We start from the raw sequence: 19,741 nt of genomic DNA on the forward strand, positions 1-19,741 counted from the left end.
AGTCGTGCGCGTCGTCGACGGCGCCCCCCGTCCGTTCGCGGTCTGTGTCATGGCCGGACCGGCCTACCCGTGGTCGGGGCGCAGTGCGCGGGCGGCGTCGGCGAACGCGTCGCCGCGCGCGGCGTACGAGCGGAACTGGTCCATCGACGCACCGGCCGGGGCGAGCAGCACCGTGTCGCCGGCCTGCGCGAGGCGGCGGGCGGAGTCGACGGCGCGGGGCATCACGGTCCCAGTGTCGCCAGGATCGACGCGCACGACCGGGATATCGGGCGCGTGTCGGGCGAGAGCACCCGCGAACGGCTCCGCGTCGACGCCGATGAGGACCACGGCCCGCAGCCGGTCCGCGCGCGCCGCGACGAGCTCGTCGAACGACGCGCCCTTGGCGAGGCCGCCCGCGACCCACACGACCGTCCCCGGCGTGAACGACGCGAGCGACGCGGAGGCCGCGTGCGCGTTGGTCGCCTTGGAGTCGTCGACGTACGCGACGCCGTCGACCCACGCGACCTGCTCGATGCGGTGCGACCCCGTGCGGAACGCGCGCAGGCCGTCGCGTACGGCCACGGCCGGGACGCCGTGCGCGCGGGCGAGGGCGGCGGCGGCGAGCGCGTTCGCCACGACGTGCGCGGGCACGACGCCGTCGGCCCCGGCGAGGTGCGCGAGGTCGCCCAGCGTGGCGAGCTCGGCCGCGTGCGTGTGCCGGTCGGGCGCGTCCGCGGGCGCGTGGAACGCGCGGTCCACGAGCACGTCCTCGATCACGCCGAGCTGGCCGCGCGCCGGGGCGCCGAGCGTGAACCCGACGGCGCGCGCGCCCTCGACCACGTCGGCCTCGCGCACGAGCGCCTCCGTGCGCGGGTCCGCGACGTTGTAGACGCACGCGACCTGCGCGTCCTCGAAGACCCGGCCCTTGTCCGCGGCGTACGCGTCGATCCCGCCGTGCCAGTCGAGGTGGTCCGGCGCGACGTTGAGCACCGCGCCCGCCTCGGGCGACGTCGTGTGCGTGAAGTGGAGCTGGAAGCTGGAGAGCTCGACGGCGAGCACGTCGAGCGTCGGGTCTGCGGCTGCCTCGACGACCGGCGTGCCGACGTTGCCCACCGCGGCGACGCGCAGCCCCGCGGTCCGCAGGATCGTCTCGAGCATCTCGACGGTCGTCGTCTTGCCGTTCGTCCCGGTCACGGCGAGCCACGGCGCGGGGCGCCCGGACGGGCCGTCCACGCGCAGCCGCCACGCGAGCTCGACCTCGCTCCACACCGGCACGCCCCGCTCGGCCGCGGCGACGAGCAGCGGGTGGGACGGCGGCCAGCCGGGCGAGACGACGACGAGGTCGGTCGCCGCGAGGTCGACGTCGTCCGCGTCGCGCAGGTCGGCGTCCTCGGCGCGGCCGTCGAGCGTGACGACGGCGGCCGCCCGGGGCGCGAGCGCCGCGGCGGCCGCGCGTCCGGAGACGCCCAGGCCGGCGACGACCACGCGCGCCTCCTCGATCGGGACGGCGAGGTCGTGACGGTCGCGTGCCACTAGCCGACCACCCACTCGGCGTAGAAGATCCCGATGCCGAGCGCGGCGAACAGCCCGGCGATGAGCCAGAAGCGGATGACGATGGTGACCTCGCCCCAGCCCGACAGCTCGAAGTGGTGGTGCAACGGGGCCATCTTGAACACGCGCCGGCCGGTCATCTTGAAGAAGCCGATCTGGATGACGTCCGAGAGCACGATGATGACGAACAGGCCACCGACGATGAGCGCGAGGAACTCGGTCCGCGTGAGGATCGACAGACCGGCGAGCGCGCCGCCCAGCGCGAGCGAGCCGGTGTCGCCCATGAAGATCTTCGCCGGGCTGGCGTTCCACCACAGGAAGCCGAAGCACGCGCCGACGATCGCCGCGGCGACGATCGCGAGGTCCTGCGGGTCGCGCGTCTCGTAGCAGCTCGGGCCCGCCGAGGCGAGGCGCTGGCACGTCTGGTTGAGCTGCCAGATCCCGACGAGCACGTACGACCCGAACACGATGAGCGACACGCCCGTCGCGAGGCCGTCGAGACCGTCGGTGAGGTTCACCGCGTTCGACCACGCCGTGATGAGGAAGTTCGCCCAGATCACGAAGAGGACGAGACCGACCGTCGCGCCCGCGAACGCGAGGTCGAGGTTCGTGTCACGCAGGAACGAGATGCGCGTCGACGCGGGCGTGCGACCGTGCTCGTTGGGGAACTGCAGCGCGAGCACCGCGAACGCGATCCCGACGGCGCCCTGCCCGATGATCTTCGCGCGCGCCGTGAGACCGAGGCTGCGCTGCTTGCGGATCTTCGTGAAGTCGTCGAGGAACCCGACGATCCCGAGCCCGGTCATGAGGAACAGCACGAGCAACGCCGAGACGCTCGGGAACCGCCCCGAGACGACGTACGACATCGCCCAGCCGAGCAAGGTCGCCCCGATGATGACGACACCGCCCATGGTGGGCGTCCCGCGCTTGGTGAAGTGCGCGGTCGGGCCGTCCTGGCGGACGAACTGCCCGTAGTTGCGGTGCACGAGGAACCGGATGAACAGCGGCGTCCCGAAGAGGGCGACGAGCAGGGAGACGCCCGCCGCGACGATGATCGCGATCACGCGCGTTCACCCCCCGTCACGTCGACGCCCGCAGCCGCCAGCTCGTCGCCGAGCCGCCACAGACCGGACCCGTTCGAGGCCTTCACGAGCACGACGTCCCCTTCCCGCAGCTCGTCGCGCAGCAGCGCGGACGCGGTCTCGACGTCGGGGACGAACCGCGTCTCGTCCCCCCACGACCCCTCCTGGGTCGCGCCGTCGTGGATCCCGCCGGCACCCTCGCCGACCACGACGAGCAGCTTGACGTTCAATCGGACCACGAGCCGGCCGATGTCGTCGTGAGCGACGCGCGAGTCCTCCCCGAGCTCGAGCATCTCGCCGAGCACGGCCACCGATCGCCGGTCCCGACCCGCCATCACCGCCAGCGCCTTGAGCGCGGCACGCATCGAGTCCGGATTCGCGTTGTACGAGTCGTCGATCACCGTCACGCCGTCGGCCCGCTCGGTGACCTGCATCCGGTGCGGGCTCAGGGCGCGAGCGTCCGAGAGCCGCGCGGCGACGTCGGGCAGCGCGACCCCGAGCCGCAGCGCCGCCGTCGCGGCCGCGAGGGCGTTCGTCACGTGGTGCTCTCCCACGAGGCCGAGGGTCACGCGCGCGTGCGTCTCCTCGCCCGGCGTCCCACCCGGCTCCGTGTCGCCCGCCGCGCCAGGGCGCACGCGCAGCGTGAACGACGCGCGGCCCGTGCGGTCGATCCCGAGGTCCTCGGCGCGCACGTCGGACGCCGGGATGGTCCCGAACGTGACGACCTCGCCCGGTGCCGCGTCGGCCATCGCGGCGACCCGCAGGTCGTCGGCGTTGAGCACCGCGACGCCGCCCGGGGCGAGGCCCGTGACGATCTCCGCCTTCGCGCGCGCGACGGCCTCGATCCCGCCGAACTCCCCGAGGTGGGCGCTGCCCACGACGAGGACGACCGAGACGTCGGGCGGCGCGATGCGGGTCAGGTACGTGAGGTGCCCGACGCCGCTCGCGCCCATCTCGAGGACGAGGAACCGGGTGGCCTCGTCCGCCTCGAGCACCGTGAGCGGGAGCCCGATCTCGTTGTTGAAGGAGCCGCGCGGCACGACCGTCAGGCCCTCGGGACGCAGCAGCTGACCCAGGAGGTCCTTGGTCGTCGTCTTGCCCACGGAGCCGGTCACGGCGACGACGCGCAGGTCGCCGCGCTCGCGCAGCGTCGCGAGCACGTGCCGGGCCAGCTCGCCGAGCGCGGTCTGCACGTCGTCGACGACGACGCACGGCACGTCGAGCTCGCGCGCGGCGAGGACCAGGGTCGCGCCCGCGGCGACCGCACCGGCCGCGAAGTCGTGGCCGTCGACGTGCTCCCCGGGCAGCGCGACGAAGAGCGATCCCGGCGCGACCCGGCGCGAGTCGACGACGACGGGCCCCCCGACCCGCACCTCCGGGTCGGCGGACAGGCGTCCACCGGTCGCTGCGGCCACCTGCGCCGCAGTGAGCTCGATCATGCGTGGTGCTCCTTCAGGTCGTCGGGGGTGTCGTGGGGTGCCGCGGCCGTGTCCTGGGCCGCGTCCCGGTCCGCGAGCGCGGCGCGCGCCTCGACCCGGTCGTCGAGGGGGTGGTCGACGCCGGCGATCTCCTGCCACACCTCGTGGCCGCGGCCCGCGACGAGCACCGTGTCGTCGGGGCCCGCGGCGGCGACGGCCTCGCGGATCGCCCGCGCGCGCGGCGCCACCTCGGTCACGACGACGTCGCGCGGCTCGGGGCCGGTCGCGGCCACCTCGCGCGCGGCGAGCGCGCCGGGCAGGACCTCGGCCCGGATCGCGGCCGGGTCCTCGCCGTGCGGGTCGTCGTCCGTGACGACGACGACGTCGGCGCCCTCGACCGCGACGCCCCCCATCGTGGGGCGCTTGCCGCGGTCGCGGTCGCCCGTGGCGCCGAACACGACGACGAGGCGACCGGGCGTCGTCGGGCGCAGCGCGTCGAGGGCGAGCGCGAGCGCGTCCGGGTTGTGGGCGAAGTCCACGACGACGCGCGGACGGTGCGGCGGACGCGAGACGAGCTCCATGCGCCCCGGGACCGCCGGGGTCAGCCCGCCCGCCCCTCCGAGCGCCGCCTCCAGGTCGCGCGGGTCCGTGCCGGCCTCGAGCACGAGCGCGAGGGCGAGGGCCGCGTTGGCGACGTTGAACGCGCCGGGCAGGGCGGTCGTCGTGCGCACGCTCCGGCCGTCGCGGTGCCGCAGCGTGAACGCCGAGCCCCCCGCCGCCGACGGCTCGACGTCGTGCACCGTCCAGTCGGCGACGGGCTGCGCGTCCGCCGCGCCCTGCGGGCTCGCACGCAGCGTCGCGACCGGGATGCGTGCGGCCGCGACCATGCGCTCGCCCCACGCGTCGTCGACGACGACGACACCGCGGCGCGCGTGCTCGGGCGTGAACAGGAGCGCCTTCGCCTCGAAGTACTCCTGGAGGTCGCCGTGGAAGTCGAGGTGGTCCTGGCTGAGGTTCGTGAAGCCCACGACGTCGAACACGAGCCCGTCGACGCGGTGCAGCGCGAGCGCGTGCGAGGAGACCTCCATCGCGAGGGTGCGTACGGCGTCCTCCCGCATCGCCGCGAGCAGCGCCTGCAGGTCGGCGGCCTCGGGGGTCGTGAGGCGGCTCGGCAGGACGCGGTCTCCCGACCGCATCTCCACCGTGCCGATGAGGCCGCCCTTCCAGCCGAGCGCGCGCAGCGCGTGGTCGACGAGGTACGTCGTGGTGGTCTTGCCGTTCGTGCCCGTCACGCCGAACGTCGTGAGGTCGTGCGCGGGGCTGCCGTAGACCCACGCGGCCACCGGCCCGAGGAGCGCACGCGGGTCCGCGGCGACGAGCACCGGGACGCCGAGGTCCGCCTCGGCCACCAGCACCGCTCCCTGCTCGTCCGTGAGGACGGCGCGGGCGCCGCGTGCGACGGCCGCGGGGGCGAAGCGCGCTCCGTGCGCGCGCGCACCGGGGAGGGCGACGAAGAGGTCGCCCGCGTCCGCCGTCCGGTCGTCCGAGGCGACCGACCAGACCTCGACGGCGCCCGGCGCGGACGACCCGCCACCTGCGCGGACGTCGAGACCGAACCGTGCTGCCAGGTCCTCGACCGTCCGACGGGTGGTCGTGGCAGGACGAAGGCGGTCGATCGGGGATGTCACGTGTAGAACCTACCGTGCCGGGGCCGCCACCCTCGCAAGCCCGTCCTCCCCGGCCACCCCAGCGGGGCGCGCTTCACGCGACCTTCACCGACGTCCTCACGGACGGACCGGCGGTCGCGTTCACGGGCAGCGTCGCGGACACCGCGACGCCCTCGCTCCACCGGGACGGTCGACAGGGTGAGGTTCACCACGTCGTCGGGAGCGGCACGTACGGTTCCGTGCTGGGCTGCACGCCCTCGTGCTCGAGGGTGAAGCCCATGATCTCGCTGAACACCGGGGCGGCGACGACGCCACCGAAGATCGACGAGTGCGGGTTCTTGAGGAAGACCGAGACCGTGTAGCGCGGGTCGTCGGCGGGTGCGACGCCGATGAACGACGCCATGATCCCCGAGAGCTTCCCGTCGGCGCCCGCCGCCTCCGCGGTGCCGGTCTTGCCCGCGACGCGGTACCCGGGCACCGAGGCGCTCGACCCCGTGCCCTCCTCCACGACGGACTCCATCATGTGCAGCACGGTGTCCGCGGTCTCCTGCGAGACCACGCGCTCCGGCGCCGGACGGTCCACGGGGACGAGCGCACCGCCGTCGTCCGTCGTCCCGGCGACGACGGACGGCGTCGTGCGGAGACCGCCGTTCGCGATCGTCGAGAAGACGCTGGTCGCCTGGATCGCGTTGACCGACACGCTCTGCCCGAAGAGCACGGCGTACTCGGTCCGCCCGTCCCACGCGTCGGCGGGGTGCAGGATCCCGGCGGACTCCCCGGGCAGACCGAGGCCCGACTTCTCCCCGAACCCGAACTTGCGCAGGTAGTCGTACCGCACCTGCTTGGGGATCTGCTCCCCGACCTGGACCGTCCCGGTGTTCGACGACTCGGCCAGGATCCCGGCGAGCGTGAGCCGCTGCACCGGGTGGTCGTGCGAGTCCTTGAAGGTCTGGCCGTTGGGCGTCGTGTACCGGTCGGCCACCTCGAACTGCGTGCCCGCGTCCGCGTACCCGCCCTCGATCGCGGCGGCCATCGTGACCACCTTGCCCGTCGAACCGGGGTCGAACACGTTCGACACGGCACGGCTCGGCCGCGCGACGGCGTCCGTCGTGCGGTCGTTCGGGTTCACGGTCCCGGAGTCCGCGAGCGCGAGGACCTCGCCCGTCCGGACGTCCTGCACGACGGCGATCGCGTACTCCGCGCCGGTCTCGCTCACGGCCCGGTCCACCGAGTCCTGCGCCTTCCACTGCACGTCGCGCAGGATCGTGAGCCGCACGTCCTGCCCCGGGACGGCGTCCACGACGTCGCAGCGCCCGGTCGGGATGACCTGGCCGCCCAGACCGGCCTCGCACTCGCGCGAGCCGGGCGTGCCCGCGAGCACGTCTTCGTAGGACGCCTCGACGCCGCCGCCGCCGGTCTGCTCCTCGTTGACGAAACCCACGAGGTTGCCCGCGACCGTGCCGGCGGGGTAGGTCCGCTCGCTCGTCATGGTGGTGCTGACGAACGCGGAGAGCCGCAGGTCCGTGATCTGGCGCTGCACCTCGGGAGTGACGTCCTTGGCGAGGATCAGGTAGCGCGACGTCCCGTTGAGCTGGGCGGCGAGCTCGACCGCCGGACGTCCGAGGATCGGAGCGAGCAGCTTCGCCACCCCGACGGCACCGCCCTCCTCCAACGGCTCGCCGTCGACGAGGTCACCGGGGCGCGGCTCGAACTCCGCGATCCGCAACGGGTCGGCCGCGACCGTGTAGCGGTCCACGGACGTGGCCAGCACGACGCCGTCGGCGTCCGTGACGTCCCCACGGTGGGCGAGCAGCGTCGAGCTGCGCGTCCGGTCGTCGCGTGCCTCGGCCGCGAGCGCGGGGCCCTTGAAGACCTGGACGTTGACGAGCTGGACGACGAACGCCGCGGTGATCAGGCCCGCCACGACGATGAGCCAGCGCTGCCGGCGCTCGGGCCTGCCGGGTTCGCGGGCGCCTCTGACCGGTCCCGCAGGCGGACGGCTGCCGCTCCGCGGGCCGCGGGCGACGGCCGGCGACCGGCCGCCCGACGTCCGACCGCGCGTGGACGACGATCCCGCGCGAGCCGTCGGCGTCGTCGGGCGACCGCTCGACGCCGTACCTCTCCCGGACGCGGAGCGTCCCTCCGGCACCGTGCGGGCCCGGGAAGCGCCGCGGCCCCCCGGCGAGGGCCGGGAGGCCGTGGGAGCGGGACGCGACCGCGGAGTGCTCGCGGCCGACCGCGACCGGCCCGCGCGTCCTGACCCGGTCCCCTGCGTCACTGCCCGGCCTCCTCCTGCGGCATGCCCAGGACCGAGCCGTCGGCCAGCCGGAGCATCGCCGGGTCCTCCGCCTCGACCATGCCGAGCGCGCGGGCGGTGTCGGGCAGCGCGGTCTTCTGCTCTGCCACCTGCGCCTGCAGGCTCTGCGTGTCCTGCGCCACCCGGCTCACCTCCCGGCGCAGCTCCGACATCTCGTAGGAGTTGCGCGCCATCGTCGTGTTCACCAGGAGAGCACACAGCAGCGCCAGCCCGAGGATCGACATGCAGACGACGAGGAACGGGATCTTGGACCGCGCCTGGAGCGGCGCCCGGACGAGCTCGAGACGCGAGCGGAGCGCGCGCTCGGGCGCTCCACCGGGCAGCGCCGTGAGCGACGGGCGCGGTGCGGGTGCCGGGCGCGCGGTGCGCGGGAGCGGGCGGGCGGCGGTCGACCTCTGTGCGCTCATCGTGTCCTCTCCCCGGGATCGTGCGGTCGGTCGGTCGGTCGGTGCGGGCGACGGTGGGCCGGCGTGGACCGGGTGCGCTCCGCGGCGCGGAGCCGTACGGACGCCGAGCGCGGGTTGGACTCCCGCTCGACGGCGGATGCCTCCTCCGCGCCCCGGGTGAGGAGCCGCAGGTACGGCTGGTCCTCGTCCGGCACGACCGGGAGCCCGGGTGGGGCGCTGATCGTCGCCCCCGCGGCCAGGACGCGCTTGACGATCCGGTCCTCGAGCGAGTGGTACGACTCGACGACGACGCGGCCGCCCACGGCGAGCACGTCCACCGCGTCAGGGACCGCGCGCTCGAGCACCTCGAGCTCGCCGTTCACCTCGATCCGCAGCGCCTGGAACGTCCGCTTGGCGGGGTTGCCGCCCGTCGTACGCGTCGCGGCGGGGATCGCCGCGCGGACGACCTCGACGAGCTCGGCGCTGCGCTCCCACGGGCGCTGCTCGCGCCGTCGGACGATCGCCCGGGCGACGCGCTGGGCGAACCGCTCCTCGCCGTACTCGCGCAGGATCCGCGTGAGCGCGCGCTCGTCGTAGGTGTTGAGGACGTCGGCGGCGGTCTGGCCGGTCGTCGGGTCCATGCGCATGTCGAGCGGCGCGTCGTGCGCGTAGGAGAACCCGCGGTCGGCCTCGTCGATCTGCAGCGAGGACACCCCGAGGTCCATGAGCACGCCCTGGACGGGCCCGCCGACGACGTCGCTCACCACGTCGCCGATCTCGTCGTAGACGGCGTGCACGGCGCGGAACCGGTCACCGAACCGCTCGAGACGGCGCGACGCGCGGGCGATCGCCTCGGGGTCGCGGTCGATGCCGACGACGCGCGCCGTCGGGACCTGCTCCAGGACCGCCTCGCTGTGCCCGCCCATCCCGAGCGTGCAGTCGACGAGGACAGCGCCCGGCTCGGCGAGAGCCGGGGCGAGGAGGTCGACGCAGCGCTGGAGCAGGACCGGAACATGGCGCTCCGCGGCGTCATCAGGTGTGCCCGTCATGTCGTCCTCCTCTCCTCGTCGTCCGTGCTCGTCGTGCTCCGGTCCGCACGGTCAGGTCTCCCTCCGCGTCCTTTCTGGCGCCGGGGAAGTGCGCCAGACCGGGCGGGAGGAGGCCTCACCGTGCGGGCCCTAGAAGCGCAGGTCCGGGAACACCTCCTCCGCGGTGTCGGAGTATGCCGACTCCTGCTCCGCGAGGTACGTCTCCCAGGCCTGCGCGTCCCAGATCTCGACCCGCGTGCCGGCGCCGATCACGGCGACGTCGCGGTCGAGCCCCGCGTACGCCCGCAGGGGCGCGGGGATCGAGACGCGTCCCTGCTTGTCCGGGATCTCGTCGCTCGCCCCCGAGAGGAAGACGCGCAGGTAGTCCCGGGCCTGCTTGCTCGTCACCGGCGCCTGCCGGATCTGGTCGTACATGCGCCGGAACTCGTCCATCGGCAGCAGGAACAGACAGCGCTCCTGCCCCCGCGTCATGACGAGACCCGGTGCGAGCCGCGACCGGAACTTCGCGGGGAGGATGAGCCTCCCCTTGTCGTCCAGACGTGGCGTGAAGGTGCCCAGGAGCAGGCCGGAGGAACCGCCGAGCACCTCGTCCACGAAACCGGACATGCACCTGGCACCTCCCCTCCTGCTCCCTTCTCCTCCACGGTACTCCACTTCCCTCCACCGCTCTCGGTGAACGCACCGACTTTCACCCCCCTTCGCAGGATCTCCGCAGGTCAGCGAGGGTGGGGCGGTGTGGAGGGGAGGACTCCCCATGGCGCGTCGCCGACGGATCGGGCGGGCTCCCGGAGCTCGTCGCGCCGTCCCGCGCGCACCACGCACCGCCGAGGGTCCACTAGGCTCGTCCCACCCGCGGTCTGGCCGGCCCGCGGCCCTGCGCCACCGACGACGGAGGTCACCCGTGCTCCCCGACATCGCCCCTGTCGCGCCCTCCGACGAGCCGGGTGCCGACCTCCTCGACGGCCTCGACGAGCTCGTCGAGACGACCGGGCGGATCCGCTCCGGCATCGAGTCCGTCGTCACCGGCCGACCGGACCTCGTGACGACCACCGTCGCGGTGCTGATCGCGCAGGGTCACCTCCTCATCGAGGACGTCCCCGGCGTCGGCAAGACCACCCTCGCCAAGGCGCTCGCCCGCACGATCGACTGCAAGATCGGCCGCATCCAGTTCACCCCGGACCTGCTCCCGAGCGACCTCACCGGCGTCAACATCTACCGGGCCGCGAACCACGAGTTCGAGTTCCGCCCCGGTCCGGTCTTCTCGAACATCGTCATCGGCGACGAGATCAACCGCGCCTCCCCCAAGACGCAGTCGGCGCTCCTCGAGTGCATGGAGGAGGGGCAGACGACGGTCGACGGGACGACGCACCAGCTCCCGAGCCCCTTCCTCGTCGTCGCGACCCAGAACCCCGTCGAGATGGAGGGCACGTACCCCCTCCCGGAGGCGCAGCGGGACCGCTTCATGGCGCGGCTCACGGTCGGCTACCCGGACGTCGACGCCGAGCTGCGGATGCTCGACCGGCAGGAGTCGGACAACCCGCTCGCGCACCTGCGGCCCGTGACCACCGGGGCGGCCGTCCTGCGCTTCGCCGCGGTCGCGCGCGCGGTCCATGCCTCCCCCGCCGTCAAGCGGTACGTCCTCGCCCTCGTCACCGCGACGCGCGAGCACCCCGGCCTGCGCCTCGGTGCCTCGCCCCGCACGACCCTCCAGCTCCTGCGGGCGGCGAAGTCCCTCGCGGCCATGGCGGGGCGCGACCACGTGCTGCCGGACGACGTGCAGTACCTCGCCGTCCCGGTGCTCGCGCACCGGCTCGTCGTGACGACGGAGGCCCGGCTCGCCGGCCAGGACGCCGAGGCCGTCGTCACGTCGATCGTGGCGCAGACCCCGATCCCCGCCCTGGACGCGACCGAGCGACGCTGACGTGCGCGTCCCGTCACCCCTCGCACGACTCCGCGAGCGAGCCCGGAGCCTGTCCCGCGCGCGCCTGACCCGGCGTGGTGCGGTCGTGCTCGCCGCGGGCGCCGCGCTCGTCGTCCTCGGTGTCACGCTCGGCCTCCCGGACGTCGTCGGCCTCGGTGCCGCCGGGGCCCTCACCGTCGGCGCCGCCTGGTGCTGGATGTCCGTCCGACGGATCGACCGCGGCCGCGGCGCCCTGCACGTGACCCGGCGCGTCCAGCCGAACCCCGCCGTGCGCGGCCAGTTCACGACGGCGCGCCTGACCGTCGCGGCGGCCCGGACCACGTCGTCGACGGCCGCGACGCTCGCGCGTCTGCGCATCAGCGAGCAGGCCGCGCACGAGCTGTGCGACCAGGGTTCGCTGCGCGCGCAGGTCGCGACCGTGGGCGACCACATCGCGGTCCGGTACCGCCTGCGTCCGCTCCGCCGCGGACGATGGCCCCTCGGCCCGCTCCTCACGACCCGCGCGGACCTCTTCGGCCTCGTCAGCGCGACCCAGGAGCTCGGCGACCCCACGTCGGTCGCCGTCTGGCCCCGCACGGTCGAGCTGCCCGTCCGGGGCGCCCGTGCCTTCGGCGAGCACGAGCGCTCCGCGTCGGGCGCCCGCCTCGCGTCGAGCGACGACTCCGTGCTCCGCGACTACGTGGCCGGCGACGATCCCCGGCGCGTGCACTGGGTCAGCGCGGCCCGGCACGGCCAGCTCATGGTCCGCGCCGACGAGAGCGCCGGCCTGCCCCCCGTGAGCGTGCTCCTCGACCGCGGGCTCCTGCCGCACCCCGAGCTCGCGGCGTCGAGCCCCCGCGCGCTCGCCGACGGCGAGTGGGCCGTCGAGTGCGCGGCGTCCATCGGCGTCTCCCTGCTCCAGGCCGGCCACCCCGTCCGGCTCGTACCCACGTCGCTGGCGCCCGTCGTCTCCGGGGCGGGCTTCCGCGTCAACCGGTCCGGCGAGGGGCCCGCGGACCTCCTCGACGCCACCGTCGACCTGCACGGGCACCAGGTCGTCGCGGACGCCGACCGTGCGATCGCGGCGACCACCGAGGCGCTGCGGCGCGACCGGCGACCGGGCGAGATCACCGTCGCGGTCCTCGGTCCGCTCGGCTCGGTCGCGCGGCACACGGTCGCCGCGATGGCCGGCGACGGCGTGCACCGCGCGCTCGTCGTGAGCGCCCGGCCGTGGGCGCCCGAGCACGCCGACGCCGTCGAGACGGTCGCCGCGCTGCGGTCCACCGGGTGGCACGCCGCGCTCGTGGACACCTCCGCGTCGCTCGAGCACGCCTGGACCCTGCTCGTGGAGGGGCAACGATGACCACACCCCGACCGGACGGGTCGAGCGCCGTCGCGTTCCGCGTCCTCGCCACGAGCGCGCTGGTCGCCGTGGCCGTCACGGCGTCCACCTACGCGCTCGGCAGCGTCATCGGGCCGGGCGGCTGGACCGGCACGGCCGTGCGGACCATCGCCGTCCTGGCGGTCGTCACGGGCGTCTCCCGCTACGCGCTCGAACGGGGCCGGGCGTCCCGCGGCGAGCCGCTCGCCCCGCCGGCAGCGCTCCTGCCGTCGCTCGCGGGCCTCGTCGTCGGGCTCTGGGCGCTCCTCGGCCTCTACGGGGGCCCGACCGACCGGTTCTCGCTCCTCATCGGGCTCTCGAACGTCGACCGCGTGCTGTCCCGCCTCTCGACCGCGCGCGACCTCACGCTCGCCGAGGTCGCTCCGATCGACCCCAGCCTGCCCATCGCGCTCATGGCCGTCGGTGGCGCGGTCGTCGTGTTCCTCGTCGCCGACCTCATGGCGGGCGGCCTGCGGCTCGGCAGCGGGGTCGCGCTCCCGCTGCTCGCGCTGTGGGTGCCGGGGCTCGTCATCATGGGCGAGGTCCCGCCACTCGCCTTCGTGGTCACCGTCACCGCGCTCGTCCTCCTGCTCGCGGTCGACAACCCGCACCGCACCGTGCGCCGTGGCACCTCCTCGCGGCGCCCCGAGGACCGGGCCGCGACCGGGCTGCGCGCCGCGGGGGCGCTCGTCCTCGCCGTCGTGGTCGCGGTCGTCTCGCTGGGGCTCGGGTCGGCGAGCGCATCCCTGCCCGAGGTCGCCTCGGCGTCGTGGTCGCGCCTCTTCTCGTCCACCGGCCAGACGGTGCGCCTCTCGGACGACCTCGACATGCGGCGCAACCTCGCCGAGCGGTCGGGCGAGGTGGTGCTGCGGTACCGGACAGACGCCGACGACGTCGGCCCGCTGCGCGTCTTCACGCTGACGGGGTTCGACGGCACGAACTGGCGGCGCGGCGCGGACCGCGACGGGGCGCCGATCGACGACCCCGAGCAGCTCCTGTGGCCGGACGACACCGCGACCGACGAGGAACCGACCTCGCTGCGGGTGACGCTCGAGTCCCTGCGCGACACGAAGCTCCCGGTGCCGACCGAGCCGCGCACCGTGGACGTCGACGGCGACTGGTCGTACGACGACGTCCGCGACGAGGTGCTCGGGGACCAGCCGACGGACGCCGGGCTCTCCTACGACCTCACCGTCTTCCCCCGGCCGCTCGACGCGGACACGCTGCGCGACGCGTCGGGCGGCGACCCGGACGACCCCAACTACCTCGACGTGCCGGCGACGGAGCACGAGCAGGACATCCGTGACCTGGCCGCGACCGTCGTCGACGGCGCCACGACCCGGTACGACCAGGCGCTCGCCCTGCAGACCTACTTCCGCGACGCGTCACGGTTCACGTACTCGACCGAGGTCCCGCCGGGTGACACCGGGGACGCGGTGTGGGACTTCCTCCAGGACCGCACGGGCTACTGCGTCCAGTTCGCGACGTCGATGACGATGATGGCCCGGACGCTCGGGATCCCGGCGCGGCTCGGCGTGGGCTTCCTCCCGGGCGAGCGGGTCGGCGACGCCAGCTTCCAGGTCACCGGCCGCGACTCCCACGCGTGGCCCGAGCTCTACTTCCCCGGCCAGGGCTGGGTCCGGTTCGAGCCGACCCCGGCCCAGCAGACCGGTCCGACCCCCCGGTGGGCCACGCCGGTCGCCGTCACGCCCGGAGCACCGGGCGACCTGGGCAACGTCCCGACGCCCGGCGCGACGACCGCGGCGCCCTCGGCACCGGTGAGCCCTGTCCCCACCTCGCCGGGCACGAGCACCACCACCGGCGGCGGCGCGGCCGAGGGCACGCCCTGGCCGCTGGTCGTCGGGGTCGCGCTGCTCGGGGCGCTCGTCGTCGCTGCGGCCGTGTGGGTCGTGCTGCGGCGACGCACCGAGCCGGAGACCCTGCACGACGCCGAGGACGCGTGGGCCGAGCTCGGGCAGAGGCTGGGCCTGCTCGACGTGCACTGGGCTGCGTCGACCACGCCGCGGAACGTGCCCGCGGTCGTGATCGCGTCGCTCCAGGCACGGCGCAGCACCCATCCGCTCGACGAGGACGTGGCCGAGTCCATCGCGGCGATCGCGTCAGCGCTCGAGTCGGAGCGCTACGCGCGGCGACCAGGTCAGGCCCTCCCCGCGCACCGCCTGCAGGAGCTGGTCGACGCGGCGGTCGACGGCGTGGAGCGTTCGCTCAGCGACCGTCCTGCTCACGCCGACGGTCCCAGCGCTCTTCCAGCCGGCTGAGGAAGGGCTTGCGCGCCGGCTTGCTCGGTGCAGCAGGGCGGACGGTCCCGTCGGCCTCGACGGTGCCGACCGGTCCCTTCCGCGACGCGCGCGGGGCCTGGAAGACCAGCACGACGCCCGCGAACATGAGGACGAATCCGATCACGCCGAGCCAGGTCTGCGAGAGCGCGGCTCCCAGGACCAGCAGGAGAAGACCTCCCACCACACCGACCCCGGCCAGGACATAGCGCAGCGCCGAACGTCGTCGTGGCGCCTGGAGCGTGTTCGCCAACCGCGGGTCGTCCGAGGTGAGCGCGCGCTCCATCTGCTCCAAGACCTTCTGCTCGTACTCAGACAGAGGCATGAGCACCCCGTTTCTCCACGGTGGTCGAGTGTCCCCCTCAGGATAGATCGACATCCGCGGGGGTGGTAGTCGAGCGGGCCTTGGCAGGCCCCATCGCGATGGATCTCACCCCGAACCGCCCGCGGACCGCGTCGACGGCCTCCTCCACCCGACGCCGGGCCGCGCTCGTCTCCTCGACGGCTTCCTCGAGCGTGGGCTGCACGACGGCCTCCGCACGGGGCTCGAGACCCTCGGCACGGACTCCCACGAGCCGGACGGCGAGACCCCGCAGGTCGACGCTCGCGACGAGCTCGCGCGCCACGAGGTAGATCTCGCGTGCGACGTCCGTCGGGGCGCCCAGGGTCCGCGCGCGGGTCACGGTGCGGAAGTCGCTCGTCCGGACCTTCACGCTCACGGTGCGCGCGACGAGACCTTGGTGGCGCAGCCGGCCGGCGCACCGGTCCGCGAGCTCCAGCACACGCGCCTGGACCGCCGTGAGGTCGCGCAGGTCGTGTGCGAAGGTCGTCTCGGCACCGATGCTCCGCTCCGACCGCTCCGGCTCGACCGGCCGGGGGTCGCGCCCCCACGCGAGGTCGTGCAGGTGCGCTCCCGCGACCTTGCCGACCGCCGTCTGGAGCGACGCCACGTCCGTGTCGGCGAGCTCGGCGACGGTGCGGATGCCCCACTGCGCGAGTGCGCTCTCGGTCCGCTCCCCCACGCCCCACAGCGCGCCGACGGGCAGCGTGCGCAGGAACGGGACGGTGGCGGCCGCCGGCACGAGGAGCACGCCGTCGGGCTTGGCGTGCGTCGAGGCCAACTTGGCGACGAACTTGTTCGTCGCGATCCCGACCGAGCAGGTGATGCCGTGCTCCGCCCGCACGCGACGCCGGAGCTCGGCCGCGATCCGCGTCGGAGGCCCGAGGCGCCGCCGCGCCCCGCTCACGTCCAGGAAGGCCTCGTCGACGCTCACCTGCTCCACGAGCGCGGTGATCTCGCCGATCGCCGCCATGACCGCGCGGGAGACCTCGTAGTAGCGCGTGTGGTCCGGCGGGACGACGATCGCCTGCGGGCACAGCCGGCGCGCGGTCACCATCGGCATCGCCGAATGGACGCCGAACGCCCGCGCCTCGTAGGTCGCCGCGAGGACGACGCCTCGTTCCGCGCCGCCGACGATGACCGGCCGCCCCACGAGCTGGGGACGCCGGGCGAGCTCGACGGACGCGAAGAACGCGTCCATGTCGACGTGGAGGATGGAGCATCCCTCCTCGTCGTCGCCCCAGTCACGACGGACGACCGCGCGCGGCCCGCGGCTCATCGCCGCCTCACCGGTCGCTCGACGTGGGCCGCGCCAGGGTCACGACGCCACCGTCCGCAGACCGGGCAGCCGGACGAACCCGGCGTCCGGGTCGACGAGCATCGCGACCTCGTCGCGGAAGTCCTCCGCGCACGCCATGAGCTCGTCGGCCCGGCGCGGGTCCACGGCGTCGAACCGACCCGCGTCGACGGCGGCGCGGACGCGTGCCCCGCTCGCGAAGTAGCCGGACCACGCCGCGAGCGACGGCTCGGCGTCGGCGAGCTGGTCCCAGACCGAGCGCGCGCGGCCCCGGCGCGCCGGACGGGCGCGGAGCGCGACGACCGCCGCTGCCGCACGCAGGGCCCCGAGGTGGGAGTGCACGTAGCGCTCGCCCGCGTCCTGCGCGAGCGCGGCCGCGACGAGCTCCGCGTCCGCGCGGTCCAGCAGCCGACGGACCTCGGCGGGGACGGCGACCGCCCCCCTCGCGCCTGCTTCGTTCGACATCGCGCACCTCCTCCTCCACTATCGAACACCTGTTCGATCCTGTCAACGTCGGGCGTGGTCGAGCCCGTACCGTGAGCACATGGCTCGCCGCACCTCCCGACGCTCCTCAGGGTCCTCCGCGCCACCCACACCGTCCCGGCGTCGGGGCGGCGGGGGCCGCAGCGGGACCGCCGGGCCGGACCTCCCGACCGGGCCCGTGCCGACGTCGACGGGCACCGCGCGCGTCGAACGCGACCCCGACCTCCCGTCGGCCGTCACGCTCTTCGTCAACGGTGTCCCGAGCTCGTACCTCGACCTCGACGACCCCGGGATGCTCGCGTTCGAGTACATGCAGCAGATGGCCGCCATCGTGGACGAGCTCGGTTCCGCGCCCCTGCGCGCGCTGCACCTCGGCGCGGCGGGGTGCAGCCTGCCCCGCTGGGTCGAGCACACCCGGCCGGGCTCGACCCAGCTCGGCGTCGACCTCGACGCCCGCCTGCTCGAGCTGGTGCGCACGTGGTTCGACCTGCCGCGGGCACCGCGCCTCCGGCTGCGTCCCGACGACGCGCGGCACGCGGTGGCGAGCCTGCCCGACGCCTCGTACGACGTCGTCGTGCGCGACGTGTTCGACGGCGATCGCACGCCCGACCACCTCACGACCCTCGGCATGGCGGTCGAGGTGCACCGCGTCCTGCGCCCGGGCGGCGTCTACCTGGTCAACTGCGCCGACCGCCCGCCGCTCACGACGGCGCGCCGAGAGGCCGCGACCCTCGCGGCCGCGTTCGGGGAGACGTCCGCCGCGGAGGGCCGGGTCGCGGCGATCGCGGAGCCCGCGCAGCTCAAGGGCCGGCGGTACGGCAACGTCGTGCTGGCCGCGGTCCGCGCCGGTTCAGGTGCGCCGAGCCTGTCGAGCACGACGCTGGCGCGTGCCGTCCGCTCGCTCGCCGTCCCGGCGCGCGTCGTCACGGGCGACGAGCTCCGCGCGTTCGTGGGCACCGCGCCGGTGCTCGCAGACCCCGAGGATGCGCCGAACGACAGCAGGGCGGCGGACGGGTCGTGAGACGCGACAGGAGCCGCGCCCGAGGGGCGCGGCTCCTGCGTTGCGAGGACCGGGTGACCCGACCGCCGGACGTCGATGACGTCAGAGCGGACGGACCTTCTCCGCCTGCGGGCCCTTCGGCCCCTGGGTGATCTCGAACTCGACCCGCTGCGCCTCGTCGAGCGTGCGGTACCCGTTCGACTCGATCGCCGAGTAGTGCACGAAGACGTCGGCACCGCCGCCGTCCTGCGCGATGAAGCCGTAGCCCTTCTCGGCGTTGAACCACTTCACAGAACCCTGCGCCATGCTCTTCCTCTGACCTTCTGTCCATCCGGGGACATCAGCGAGCGGACCCTTCGTCCACCCCCGTGCGCCGCAATGCCATGTCCCACGTCCTTCGCCGGCAGCCCGGCCGTGTGCGGCCGGCGAGCCCGACGCCGGACCGCCCCGCCGGGCGGACCCACGTACCGGCCCTGCACCGGGTCGTGCGCAAGTACGTCACTGCAACGGGTGACAGTGTGGCACGGACCACGTCCGGTCCGCCACGGAAACTCGCCACCTCTCGTGATGATTTTTCCGCACATTCCACCCCTGCCCGCGGCACGGCGGGCCGGGCCGGAACCGCCGCTCAGTCCCCCGACTGCTGGGCAAGGAACCGCTCGAACTCGGCACCGAGCTCGTCGGCCGTCGGGATCGGCGCGGACTCGGCGAGCAGGCTCGTCCGCCCGACGGAGCGCGCGAACGCGTCGTACTGCTCCTCGAGCGCGCGCACGACCGCGGCGACCTCCTCCGAGTCGCGCACCTGGCGCTCGACCTCGGTCTTCGCGTCGAGGACCGCCTCGGCGAGCCCGGCCGTCGCCAGGTCGAGACCCGTGACGCGCTGCACGTGCTCGAGCGCGACCACCGCGGCGGGCGGGTACGACGACTGCGCGAGGTAGTGCGGCACGTGCACGGTGATCCCGAGCGCGTCGTGCTCCGCCCGGCCGAGCCGCAGCTCGAGCAGCGCGGCGAGGCTGGCCGGGACCTTCACCGTGCCGAACCACGACGTGTGCTCGCCGAGCAGCTCGGGCCGCGTCGCGTGCGCGGTGACCGACAGGGGCCGGGTGTGCGGGATCCCCATCGGGATCCCGTGGAAACCGACGGTGAGCGACACGCCGAGGCGCTCGACGACGTCGGTCACGGCCGCGACCACACGTTCCCACTGCACGTCCGGCTCGGCGCCGTGCAGCAGGAGGAACCCCGTCCCCTCCGCGTCGCGCACGTGGTCGATCACCAGGTGCGGCTCGTCGTAGTCCGACCACCGGTCGGTGCTGAAGGTCATCGTGGCGCGCTTGGAGCGGTAGTCCAGGAGCTGGTCGACGTCGAACGTCACGACGCGGGTGACCTCCCCGATCTCCAGCAGGTGGTCGACCGCCACCTCGCCGGCGCTGCCCGCGTCGACGAAGCCCGCGACGGCGTGCAGCAGCATCGGCCCCGCGCCCGGTTCGGGCGGCACGGGCCACAGTCGCGCCACCGCCTGCTCGTCGAGCTCGTAGATCCCGCGAGGGTCCAGCATGCATCCTCCTCGTGACGTCCTTCGCCCGTGCGCTGCCGA

Annotated in this window: 17 protein-coding genes; 4 read left to right on the forward strand and 13 right to left on the reverse strand. The window is 74.5% G+C overall.

From position 1 onward, the window contains the following. Positions 1-63: 63 nt before the first annotated feature. The 8 genes from murD to mraZ form a co-directional block, all read right to left on the reverse strand. Positions 64-1,512: a UDP-N-acetylmuramoyl-L-alanine--D-glutamate ligase gene (murD, locus tag FIC82_RS13370; RefSeq protein WP_168731855.1), complete on the reverse strand. Its 1,449-nt coding sequence runs from the start codon at positions 1,510-1,512 to the stop codon at positions 64-66. Beyond that, on the reverse strand, positions 1,512-2,594 hold the full coding sequence (mraY, locus tag FIC82_RS13375) for a phospho-N-acetylmuramoyl-pentapeptide-transferase (protein WP_168731856.1): 1,083 nt from the start codon (positions 2,592-2,594) through the stop codon (positions 1,512-1,514). The genes murD and mraY overlap by 1 nt, the downstream gene beginning before the upstream one ends. Next, positions 2,591-4,051 (reverse strand): UDP-N-acetylmuramoyl-tripeptide--D-alanyl-D-alanine ligase, encoded by a 1,461-nt coding sequence (locus FIC82_RS13380; protein WP_154798863.1) that lies wholly within the window; start codon positions 4,049-4,051, stop codon positions 2,591-2,593. The genes mraY and FIC82_RS13380 overlap by 4 nt, the downstream gene beginning before the upstream one ends. Then, on the reverse strand, positions 4,048-5,718 hold the full coding sequence (locus FIC82_RS13385) for a UDP-N-acetylmuramoyl-L-alanyl-D-glutamate--2,6-diaminopimelate ligase (protein ID WP_168731857.1): 1,671 nt from the start codon (positions 5,716-5,718) through the stop codon (positions 4,048-4,050). Before FIC82_RS13385 ends, FIC82_RS13380 begins: the two co-directional genes overlap by 4 nt. Before the next feature lie 184 nt (positions 5,719-5,902). After that, the gene (locus FIC82_RS13390) at positions 5,903-7,621 is read right to left on the reverse strand and encodes a peptidoglycan D,D-transpeptidase FtsI family protein (protein ID WP_253691147.1); all 1,719 of its coding nucleotides are present in this window, start codon (positions 7,619-7,621) and stop codon (positions 5,903-5,905) included. Between the two features lie 350 nt (positions 7,622-7,971). After that, a complete protein-coding gene (gene ftsL / locus FIC82_RS13395; RefSeq protein WP_154798864.1) occupies positions 7,972-8,421 on the reverse strand; it encodes a cell division protein FtsL in 450 nt (149 codons plus the stop codon). Beyond that, the gene (gene rsmH, locus FIC82_RS13400; RefSeq protein ID WP_154798865.1) at positions 8,418-9,449 is read right to left on the reverse strand and encodes a 16S rRNA (cytosine(1402)-N(4))-methyltransferase RsmH; all 1,032 of its coding nucleotides are present in this window, start codon (positions 9,447-9,449) and stop codon (positions 8,418-8,420) included. The genes ftsL and rsmH overlap by 4 nt, the downstream gene beginning before the upstream one ends. A 129-nt stretch (positions 9,450-9,578) precedes the next feature. After that, complete coding sequence (mraZ, locus tag FIC82_RS13405; protein ID WP_031316739.1) at positions 9,579-10,013, reverse strand: division/cell wall cluster transcriptional repressor MraZ; 435 nt, start codon at positions 10,011-10,013, stop codon at positions 9,579-9,581. Positions 10,014-10,350: 337 nt separating this feature from the next. Between mraZ and FIC82_RS13410 the strand changes: the two genes are divergently transcribed. From FIC82_RS13410 to FIC82_RS13420, 3 genes are read left to right on the forward strand one after another with little or no spacing between them, the layout of a single operon-like run. Continuing rightward, complete coding sequence (locus FIC82_RS13410; RefSeq protein ID WP_418884322.1) at positions 10,351-11,370, forward strand: AAA family ATPase; 1,020 nt, start codon at positions 10,351-10,353, stop codon at positions 11,368-11,370. 1 nt (position 11,371) lies between these two features. Further along, positions 11,372-12,712 (forward strand): DUF58 domain-containing protein, encoded by a 1,341-nt coding sequence (locus FIC82_RS13415; protein WP_154798867.1) that lies wholly within the window; start codon positions 11,372-11,374, stop codon positions 12,710-12,712. Continuing rightward, positions 12,709-15,009 carry a transglutaminase TgpA family protein gene (locus FIC82_RS13420; RefSeq protein WP_154798868.1) on the forward strand — a complete coding sequence of 767 codons (2,301 nt, stop codon included), beginning with the start codon at positions 12,709-12,711 and terminating at the stop codon, positions 15,007-15,009. Before FIC82_RS13415 ends, FIC82_RS13420 begins: the two co-directional genes overlap by 4 nt. Here the strand turns inward: FIC82_RS13420 and FIC82_RS13425 are convergent. From FIC82_RS13425 to FIC82_RS13435, 3 genes are read right to left on the reverse strand one after another with little or no spacing between them, the layout of a single operon-like run. Then, complete coding sequence (locus FIC82_RS13425; RefSeq protein ID WP_154798869.1) at positions 14,957-15,352, reverse strand: DUF3040 domain-containing protein; 396 nt, start codon at positions 15,350-15,352, stop codon at positions 14,957-14,959. The two genes, FIC82_RS13420 and FIC82_RS13425, sit on opposite strands and share 53 nt — an antisense overlap. Positions 15,353-15,389: 37 nt before the next feature. Then, entirely contained in the window at positions 15,390-16,646 is a 1,257-nt protein-coding gene (locus FIC82_RS13430; RefSeq protein WP_154798870.1) for a DNA polymerase IV, read from the reverse strand. A 39-nt stretch (positions 16,647-16,685) separates the two neighbouring features. Then, positions 16,686-17,129 carry an SAV_6107 family HEPN domain-containing protein gene (locus tag FIC82_RS13435; protein ID WP_154798871.1) on the reverse strand — a complete coding sequence of 148 codons (444 nt, stop codon included), beginning with the start codon at positions 17,127-17,129 and terminating at the stop codon, positions 16,686-16,688. 196 nt (positions 17,130-17,325) lie between these two features. Here FIC82_RS13435 and FIC82_RS13440 point away from each other — a divergent pair, with 196 nt between their 5' ends. Further along, positions 17,326-18,168, forward strand: coding sequence for a spermidine synthase (locus tag FIC82_RS13440; protein WP_253691149.1), 843 nt, complete (start codon positions 17,326-17,328; stop codon positions 18,166-18,168). An 81-nt stretch (positions 18,169-18,249) separates the two neighbouring features. Here FIC82_RS13440 and FIC82_RS13445 read toward each other — a convergent pair whose 3' ends face one another. Next, on the reverse strand, positions 18,250-18,453 hold the full coding sequence (locus FIC82_RS13445; protein WP_034655075.1) for a cold-shock protein: 204 nt from the start codon (positions 18,451-18,453) through the stop codon (positions 18,250-18,252). A 322-nt stretch (positions 18,454-18,775) separates the two neighbouring features. Continuing rightward, complete coding sequence (locus FIC82_RS13450) at positions 18,776-19,702, reverse strand: proteasome assembly chaperone family protein (RefSeq protein WP_154798873.1); 927 nt, start codon at positions 19,700-19,702, stop codon at positions 18,776-18,778. Between the last annotated feature and the right edge of the window lie 39 nt (positions 19,703-19,741).

Origin of the sequence: Cellulosimicrobium protaetiae (assembly GCF_009708005.2) — a bacterium.
GTDB lineage: Bacteria > Actinomycetota > Actinomycetes > Actinomycetales > Cellulomonadaceae > Cellulosimicrobium > Cellulosimicrobium protaetiae.

What these genes read in the sequence shown, in the direction of transcription:
- FIC82_RS13380 (WP_154798863.1), bottom strand. Translation starts at nt 4,051, where the DNA reads ATGATCGAGCTCACTGCGGCGCAGGTGGCCGCAGCGACCGGTGGACGC.
- ftsL (WP_154798864.1), bottom strand. Translation starts at nt 8,421, where the DNA reads ATGAGCGCACAGAGGTCGACCGCCGCCCGCCCGCTCCCGCGCACCGCG.
- rsmH (WP_154798865.1), bottom strand. Translation starts at nt 9,449, where the DNA reads ATGACGGGCACACCTGATGACGCCGCGGAGCGCCATGTTCCGGTCCTG.
- FIC82_RS13420 (WP_154798868.1), top strand. Translation starts at nt 12,709, where the DNA reads ATGACCACACCCCGACCGGACGGGTCGAGCGCCGTCGCGTTCCGCGTC.
- FIC82_RS13425 (WP_154798869.1), bottom strand. Translation starts at nt 15,352, where the DNA reads ATGCCTCTGTCTGAGTACGAGCAGAAGGTCTTGGAGCAGATGGAGCGC.
- FIC82_RS13430 (WP_154798870.1), bottom strand. Translation starts at nt 16,646, where the DNA reads ATGAGCCGCGGGCCGCGCGCGGTCGTCCGTCGTGACTGGGGCGACGAC.
- FIC82_RS13435 (WP_154798871.1), bottom strand. Translation starts at nt 17,129, where the DNA reads ATGTCGAACGAAGCAGGCGCGAGGGGGGCGGTCGCCGTCCCCGCCGAG.
- FIC82_RS13445 (WP_034655075.1), bottom strand. Translation starts at nt 18,453, where the DNA reads ATGGCGCAGGGTTCTGTGAAGTGGTTCAACGCCGAGAAGGGCTACGGC.
- FIC82_RS13450 (WP_154798873.1), bottom strand. Translation starts at nt 19,702, where the DNA reads ATGCTGGACCCTCGCGGGATCTACGAGCTCGACGAGCAGGCGGTGGCG.